Genomic DNA, 6,634 nt, shown 5'->3' with positions numbered 1-6,634 from the left:
ACATCATGAGCGTGATTGCGGTCAAGGGCTGGATGATAGATTCTGGCAGGATGGTGAACAACGGTATCTGGCACTGTGAATTTGATGTCCGGGCTCACGGGCCGCAGGATTTCGATCCGCAGTCATTCCTCCAGGCCTATAAATCCGGGATGTATTCCGCAGTCCCGGTTCCGGAACCGGGCATCACCGCCAGTTTCTGGCATGGCGATACCGTGGAGGTTCGCACCACCTTGCGTACGGGTGCGATCTTCGCGCTGCTTGAGGTGCTCCCAGCAGCTTCGTGGATCTCCACCAGCACCCCGGGAGCGACCCTGGTCATTCGTGCAGCACTGAAACGTGGGTTTGACCGGGCGCAGGTGGAACGTGATATCACCAAGGTTCTGGCGGGTGCCTGACCCAGTGAAACACCAGCTGACGTGACCTGGGTAGGGTTGACCGGCTAACATAGGGGGATTAGAAACCCCGCACTCTAGAACCACTGGGAGTTCATTCGTGTTTGAGTCACTGTCCGATCGGTTGAATAATGCCCTCAAGGGCCTGCGTGGCAAAGGCAAGCTCACCGAGGCAGACATCAATGCAACCGCACGTGAGATCCGTCTTGCTCTCCTGGAAGCCGACGTCTCGCTCACTGTCGTGCGTTCCTTCATCAACCGCATCAAGGAACGCGCGGTTGGTGCCGAGGTCTCCCAGGCACTGAACCCTGCGCAGCAGGTCATCAAGATTGTCAACGAGGAACTTGTTCAGATCCTTGGTGGTGAAACTCGTCGACTGCAGCTGGCCAAGAACCCGCCGACCGTCATCATGCTCGCGGGCCTCCAGGGTGCTGGTAAGACCACCCTGGCAGGAAAGCTCTCCAAGCACCTGGCCAGCCAGGGGCACACCCCGATGCTAGTGGCCTGTGACCTTCAGCGCCCGGGTGCAGTCCAGCAGCTGCAGATCGTCGGTGAGCGTGCAGGTGTCACCACCTTCGCACCGGATCCAGGCACCAGCGTTGATTCCTTTGAACATGAGATGGGCACCAGCCATGGTGATCCCGTTGCTGTTGCGCAGGCTGGTATCGAGGAAGCCAAGCGCACCCAGCACGACATCGTGATCGTGGATACCGCAGGTCGCCTCGGTATCGATGAAACCCTGATGACGCAGGCACGCAATATCCGTGATGCCGTCGACCCGGATGAAGTCCTCTTTGTGATCGACTCCATGATCGGTCAGGACGCCGTGGATACCGCGGAAGCCTTCCGCGATGGCGTTGACTTCACCGGTGTTGTCCTCACCAAGTTGGATGGTGACGCCCGTGGTGGTGCCGCACTGTCCATCCGTGAGGTCACCGGCAAGCCGATCATGTTCGCCTCCACCGGTGAGAAGCTCGAGGACTTCGATGTCTTCCACCCGGAGCGCATGGCCAGCCGCATCCTGGGTATGGGCGATATGCTCTCGCTCATCGAGCAGGCTGAATCCGTCATGGATCAGGACAAGGCAGAAGCCGCAGCCGCCAAGCTGGGCTCCGGCGAACTGACCTTGGAGGACTTCCTGGATCAGATGCTGATGATCCGCCGCATGGGTCCCATCGGCAACATCTTGAAGATGCTGCCCGGTGGCAAGCAGATGTCTGACATGGCAGAGATGGTCGATGAGAAGCATCTCGACCGGATTCAGGCCATCATCCGCGGTATGACCGCAGCTGAGCGCGACAACCCGAAGATCCTTAATGCCTCACGTCGTAAGCGTATTGCATCAGGTTCTGGTGTCACCGTTGCTGAGGTCAACCAGCTGGTTGAACGTTTCTTCGAAGCCAAGAAGATGATGGGCAAAATGGCCGGACAGTTCGGCATGGGACCAGTTAGCCGCAGCGCCACCAAGAAGCAGGCCAAGGGCCGCAAGGGCAAGAACGGCAAGCGTAAACCCGTCAAGAGGGGACCAACCCAGCCAAAGATGCCGATGGGCGGCATGCCGGGAATGCCTGGCATGGGTGGCGCAGGAATGCCAGACCTGGCGGAGCTGCAGAAGCAGCTCGGCGGTGCCGGTGGTACAGGTGGCGGCATGACAGGAATGCCGAAGCTTCCGAAGGGCATGGAGAACATCGATCTCAACAACCTGAACTTCGGAAAGAAATAAACAGCTTTTAAGACGTTAAAGAGCGGGACCCCTGGGTGAGCAGTTCAGTTCACATTGCTCAGGGGCCCCGCTCTTTTTGTCTTGTACATATGGTTTTCAACCCTGGGGGAGGAGACACCTGGGGGCATTGATGAACGGGGCGAGCTCCCACCGTTTTAAAGACCTATATTGAAAATGGTTAATCGATGGGCTTTTAAGGGGAGGTAAACGTGACCAAGACTCTGGACCCCTGGTGGCAGCATACGGGCAGCACCATCGCTGATGGTCGTAGGCGGGGGGGCATGGCTGTGGGAGGTTTCCTCCTCACATTTTAAGGCAGATACGTCCCTGCGGTGCCGCTGCCTGGCTTTTGGTGTGTACGGCATTGGTTTTGGCATCGTCAACACACCACTGACCAATACCTGCAGTATCTGGACTTCCCAAGGATCAGGCAGGTGCGGCAGCAGCAGTCACCTCAATATCCAGGCAGGTGGGTAACTCACTCGGTGCCGCATTATTCGACACAATTCTTGCCGCCCGCCTGAATAGTTCTGGAACTGTGGGAACGGGAGATTTCACCCATGCCACGCAGCCACTGTGGCGGATTATCATGGTAATCAGCTTGGTGATTCTGGCATCTGGATGGCCTGTGAGGAAATTTCGCCCAGTGAAGAAGCAGTAGTACGGTTAGAGCCGTTGGGGAACTGGTAAATGGTCTTTCCCCGGAATGTACGGGGAGGTACCATGGCTGCCGTTTTGAAAGTAAAAAACCTGGTGAAGAAGTACGGCAATAATACCGCCGTCGATTCCTTGAGTTTTGATGTGGAGAAAGGCTCCATCTTCGCCTTCCTCGGGGAGAACGGCGCAGGAAAAACCACCACCATTTCTTGCCTGACCGGCATCATTGATCCCACATCCGGTGATATTGACATCGTTGGTGAAGGTTCACCGGCACAGTCCATCGGTGTGGTTTTCCAGCAGTCTGTGCTGGACCCTCTGCTCACGGCGCGTGAGAACCTGGAGATGCGGGCACGGCTGTATCCCGGTGTGACAAAAGAGCGTATCGACGACCTCATCAACCGAATCGACATCACTGATTTTGAACACAGGCGTTATGGCCTGCTCTCCGGTGGAGAGAAACGACGCACCGATATCGCCCGCGCACTGCTGCATGATCCGGTACTGCTCATCCTTGATGAACCCTCATCAGGACTGGACCCACGTTCCCGCCACCAGGTGTGGGAGACCATCAATTCTCTCCGTGATGATTCTGGCCTGACGGTTTTTCTCACCACGCATTATATGGAGGAAACCGAGCTGGCAGATGATGTCCTCATCATCGAAGGCGGTCAGCAGGTGGCTTCTGGAACACCTATGGAACTGCGTGCCAGGTATTCACCCACGCAGTTGATCCTGCGCAGTGATGCCCCTGTTGAACTGGCGGAACAACTCCGCGGACAAGATCCCATCATCGATGGTGACCGGGTCCGCATTGTGGTCAATGACGGTCTGGAGGCGGCACGCCTTGCGGTGTCCCTTGAACATGTTCTTGATGTGGAGATCCGGCATGGCTCCATGGACCAGGTATTCCTGGCACTCACGAGCCCGGGGAATCCAGTGGGAATGAACCACGGGGTAGGAGCGACATCATGATGTGGTCACTGACAAGGCGTCATCTGGCGTGCTTCTTCCGGGACCGTTGGGCCGTGGCGTTCTCTGTTCTGGGAGCGTTGATCCTTTTTGTTCTCTACGTCCTGTTTCTGGGCAAGATGCAGATTGATTCCCTGGCGGAAAGTGTGCCACTGGAAGCCCGTGATGATGTTTCCACCTTCGTGTTGAACTGGGTGTTTTCTGGAATTCTTGTCACCTCCGCCATTACGGTTCCGCAGGCGGGACTGGGTGTGCTGGTGGAGGACAGGACCCAGGGGCGGGTGAAGGACTTCTTGGTAGCTCCTGTACCGCGGAGCACGCTCACCATTTCCTACATCCTGAGCTCGGTGATCATCACCATGACCATCCTCATGGTGGAGGTTGTGGTGGGTTCTGTGGCGCTGAGTCTGATGGGGCATGCCTCACTCACCACTGGGCGGTTGGTGGAACTTCTGGGCATCCTGCTTCTGCTCACGGCCACTTTCTCTGGAATCGCGGCTTATTTGGTCACCCTGGTCAGATCCCAGGCGGCAATGTCTGGTCTTGCCACCCTGGTGGGCACACTCGCAGGCTTTTTGGCCGGTGCCTATATTCCGCCGCTGGCACTGCCGGAAACAGTGGTCAATGTGATGAACATGTTGCCCTTTGCGCCCGCTGCGATGTTGGTGCGTGGGCCTGTGGCAGAACCTGCACTGGAAGGTGTGGGGTTCCCACCGGAGATGATGGAGGAGCTGCAATTTGGTTATGGCACACGTATCGACATCTTCGGCACGGAGCTATCCACCCTGAGCGTGCTGCTCATCATCGCAGCATGGGGCATCATCTTCGGCGGTATCGCCATCTCCCGGATGCGTAGCGTGATCCGCTGAGCGGAAGTAGTCAGCGCTCAGAGTAGATCATCCGGGCTGACACCGTTGTGGTCACGGAGCTTTGGACTAGCCCCAGCACGGAGCAGAACCTCCACCACCACTGAATCAGGGAAGTGGTGGGCTGCGGCATGCCACAGGGGAGTGCGCATATGCCCATCGAGGGCATCCACCGTGGCGCCGGCATTGATGAGGATCTCCACCACACCATCATCACCGGTGATGGCAGCCAGGTGCAGGGCAGTGGTGTCATAGGGATCGGTCAGTTCGGGATCTGCACCTAGATCCAACAGACGGGCCACCACCATGAGGTTGCCAGCTTCAGCTGCACGCATGAGAACTGTGCGGTCATGGTCATCGCGGGCGTTCGGCCCTGCGTTGGTGAGGAATTTTCCCATGCCGGCAAGGTCACCGGTGAGCATGATGTCATCGAATCGGCCACCATCGACATGGTTGATCAGGTTCCGGTCTTGATCACCGGAGATAATCGGAAACACAGATTAAAATATACTCCTTGAGCGGGATAAACGCACCTGGCCCAGTCCATTTCCCACAGTGCCTTCCTGCGGTGATGGTTTTGGGAGATTTTCCTTTTCCAGGTTCCACAGCTAGAGTGGTTTAGGTTGTCTGCGCTCGTATGGGTGTGACAACGTCAGACTTTCCTGCGTATTGCCGCCAACGATTCCGGTCGTCCGGAGGAGTCACGCGCAGGTTAAACAAGAAGGGTTGAACCGGCCCACCAAAAAGTGGTGGGTGTCTGTACTGCCCAGTGACCTATATTAAGGATAAAACATGGCTGTTAAGATCAAGCTTCAGCGTCTCGGCAAGATCCGTACCCCTCACTACCGCGTCATCATCGCTGATGCCCGCAACAAGCGCGACGGTAAGGTCATCGAGAACATTGGCATCTACGAGCCAAAGGCTGAGCCTTCCGTCATCAAGATCGACTCTGAGCGCGCTCAGTACTGGCTCTCCGTTGGTGCACAGCCAACCGAGCCTGTTGCTGCACTGCTCAAGGTGACCGGTGACTGGCAGAAGTTCAAGGGCATCGAGGGTTCCGAAGGCACCCTGCGTGTTGCTGAAGAGAAGCCATCCAAGCTCGAGCTCTTCAACCAGGCTCTGGCTGAGGCCAACAACGGCCCTACCGCTGAGGCCATCACCGAAAAGAAGAAGAAGGCTAAGGAAGAGAAGGAAGCCAAGGAAGCAGCTGAGAAGGCTGCTGCTGAGAAGGCTGCCGCAGAAGCTGCAGAGGCTGAAGAAGCTCCAGCTGAAGAGGCTGCTTCCGAGGAAGCATAAACCTCTCGTCTTTAACTAAAGGACCGTTCCCCATGAGGGAACGGTTTTTTGCTTTTCGACGCTCCCCCCTTTTGACAGGGATGTCGACAAACAGCTCAGTGACGCTCACCGGTGAGCATCGTGAGCAGCAGGATTGCATCACCATCAGCGGTGGCCGGGTAATCCACACGGTGGGTGATGTGCTCCTTCAAGTGGATGACAGTGCCCGGGATGAGAGTGACGGTATCATCACCACAACCGAAAAGGATCTCACCTTTGACTGAACTCACCGTGATGGGGTGTGCGGAACGGTGATCAGGTAGCGACTGGCCGGGGCTGAAGGTGAACACGATGAGGTTGGCACCATCGCCCTGGGCGAGTCTTTTCACCGCCGGGCGGGGCTTGGCAGGCTGGGCAGCAGGTGCTTCCTTGAAAACATTGAACACTGACATCGATGAGCTCGGGTTATCTGTCATTGCTGTGCTTCCCGTCCTCCGGTGAGCAGACTGACCAGAATAGTGGCAGGTTCCGTGGCATCTGCGGTGGCCTGCACATGGTGGGTGATACCCTCCTCCAGGTGCAACAGGGTGCCTTCCTTCATCCGGATGGTGTCCTCACCGATGGCGAAATCAACTTCGCCGATAAGGCAGTGGACGGTGATGGGGTAGGGGGCGTGGTGGTCCCCGAGTACCTGGCCGGGGGAGAAGGTGAAGCTGATGATGTCTGCACCCGGAGCTTTGAAGATCCTC

Annotated in this window: 7 protein-coding genes and 1 pseudogene; 5 read left to right on the top strand and 3 right to left on the bottom strand. The window is 57.1% G+C overall.

Translation table 11 applies throughout. From position 1 onward, the window contains the following. From glnD to Q0M74_RS12390, 4 genes and pseudogenes are all read left to right on the top strand, one after another. A pseudogene (gene glnD, locus Q0M74_RS12405) lies at positions 1 to 395 on the top strand ([protein-PII] uridylyltransferase); the annotation flags it as partial. Between the two features lie 97 nt (positions 396 to 492). Next, positions 493 to 2,115 (top strand): signal recognition particle protein, encoded by a 1,623-nt coding sequence (gene ffh, locus Q0M74_RS12400; protein ID WP_293954927.1) that lies wholly within the window; start codon positions 493 to 495, stop codon positions 2,113 to 2,115. A 723-nt stretch (positions 2,116 to 2,838) separates the two neighbouring features. Next, a complete protein-coding gene (locus Q0M74_RS12395; protein ID WP_293954925.1) occupies positions 2,839 to 3,747 on the top strand; it encodes an ABC transporter ATP-binding protein in 909 nt (302 codons plus the stop codon). Beyond that, a complete protein-coding gene (locus tag Q0M74_RS12390) occupies positions 3,744 to 4,613 on the top strand; it encodes an ABC transporter permease (RefSeq protein ID WP_293954923.1) in 870 nt (289 codons plus the stop codon). The genes Q0M74_RS12395 and Q0M74_RS12390 overlap by 4 nt, the downstream gene beginning before the upstream one ends. Before the next feature lie 17 nt (positions 4,614 to 4,630). Here the strand turns inward: Q0M74_RS12390 and Q0M74_RS12385 are convergent, their stop codons facing one another. After that, a complete protein-coding gene (locus Q0M74_RS12385) occupies positions 4,631 to 5,107 on the bottom strand; it encodes an ankyrin repeat domain-containing protein (RefSeq protein ID WP_293954921.1) in 477 nt (158 codons plus the stop codon). Between the two features lie 295 nt (positions 5,108 to 5,402). On the opposite strand from Q0M74_RS12385, the gene rpsP reads away from it, so the two are divergent. Next, on the top strand, positions 5,403 to 5,906 hold the full coding sequence (gene rpsP / locus Q0M74_RS12380) for a 30S ribosomal protein S16 (RefSeq protein ID WP_293954919.1): 504 nt from the start codon (positions 5,403 to 5,405) through the stop codon (positions 5,904 to 5,906). A gap of 95 nt (positions 5,907 to 6,001) precedes the next feature. Here rpsP and Q0M74_RS12375 read toward each other — a convergent pair whose 3' ends face one another. Then, positions 6,002 to 6,337, bottom strand: coding sequence for a cupin domain-containing protein (locus tag Q0M74_RS12375; RefSeq protein WP_293954929.1), 336 nt, complete (start codon positions 6,335 to 6,337; stop codon positions 6,002 to 6,004). A gap of 20 nt (positions 6,338 to 6,357) precedes the next feature. After that, positions 6,358 to 6,634 (bottom strand): cupin domain-containing protein (locus Q0M74_RS12370; protein ID WP_293954917.1); only part of this gene is annotated, 277 nt, incomplete at its 5' end.

Source organism: uncultured Corynebacterium sp. (assembly GCF_945649885.1).
GTDB lineage: Bacteria > Actinomycetota > Actinomycetes > Mycobacteriales > Mycobacteriaceae > Corynebacterium.
The sequence above is the reverse complement of the archived record's forward strand: the minus strand, read 5'-3'. Positions and strand labels throughout refer to the sequence as shown.

Bases quoted from the DNA above. Each gene is read 5' to 3' on its own strand.
- Q0M74_RS12375 (WP_293954929.1), bottom strand. From the start codon at position 6,337: ATGTCAGTGTTCAATGTTTTCAAGGAAGCACCTGCTGCCCAGCCTGCC.
- rpsP (WP_293954919.1), top strand. From the start codon at position 5,403: ATGGCTGTTAAGATCAAGCTTCAGCGTCTCGGCAAGATCCGTACCCCT.
- Q0M74_RS12395 (WP_293954925.1), top strand. From the start codon at position 2,839: ATGGCTGCCGTTTTGAAAGTAAAAAACCTGGTGAAGAAGTACGGCAAT.
- Q0M74_RS12390 (WP_293954923.1), top strand. From the start codon at position 3,744: ATGATGTGGTCACTGACAAGGCGTCATCTGGCGTGCTTCTTCCGGGAC.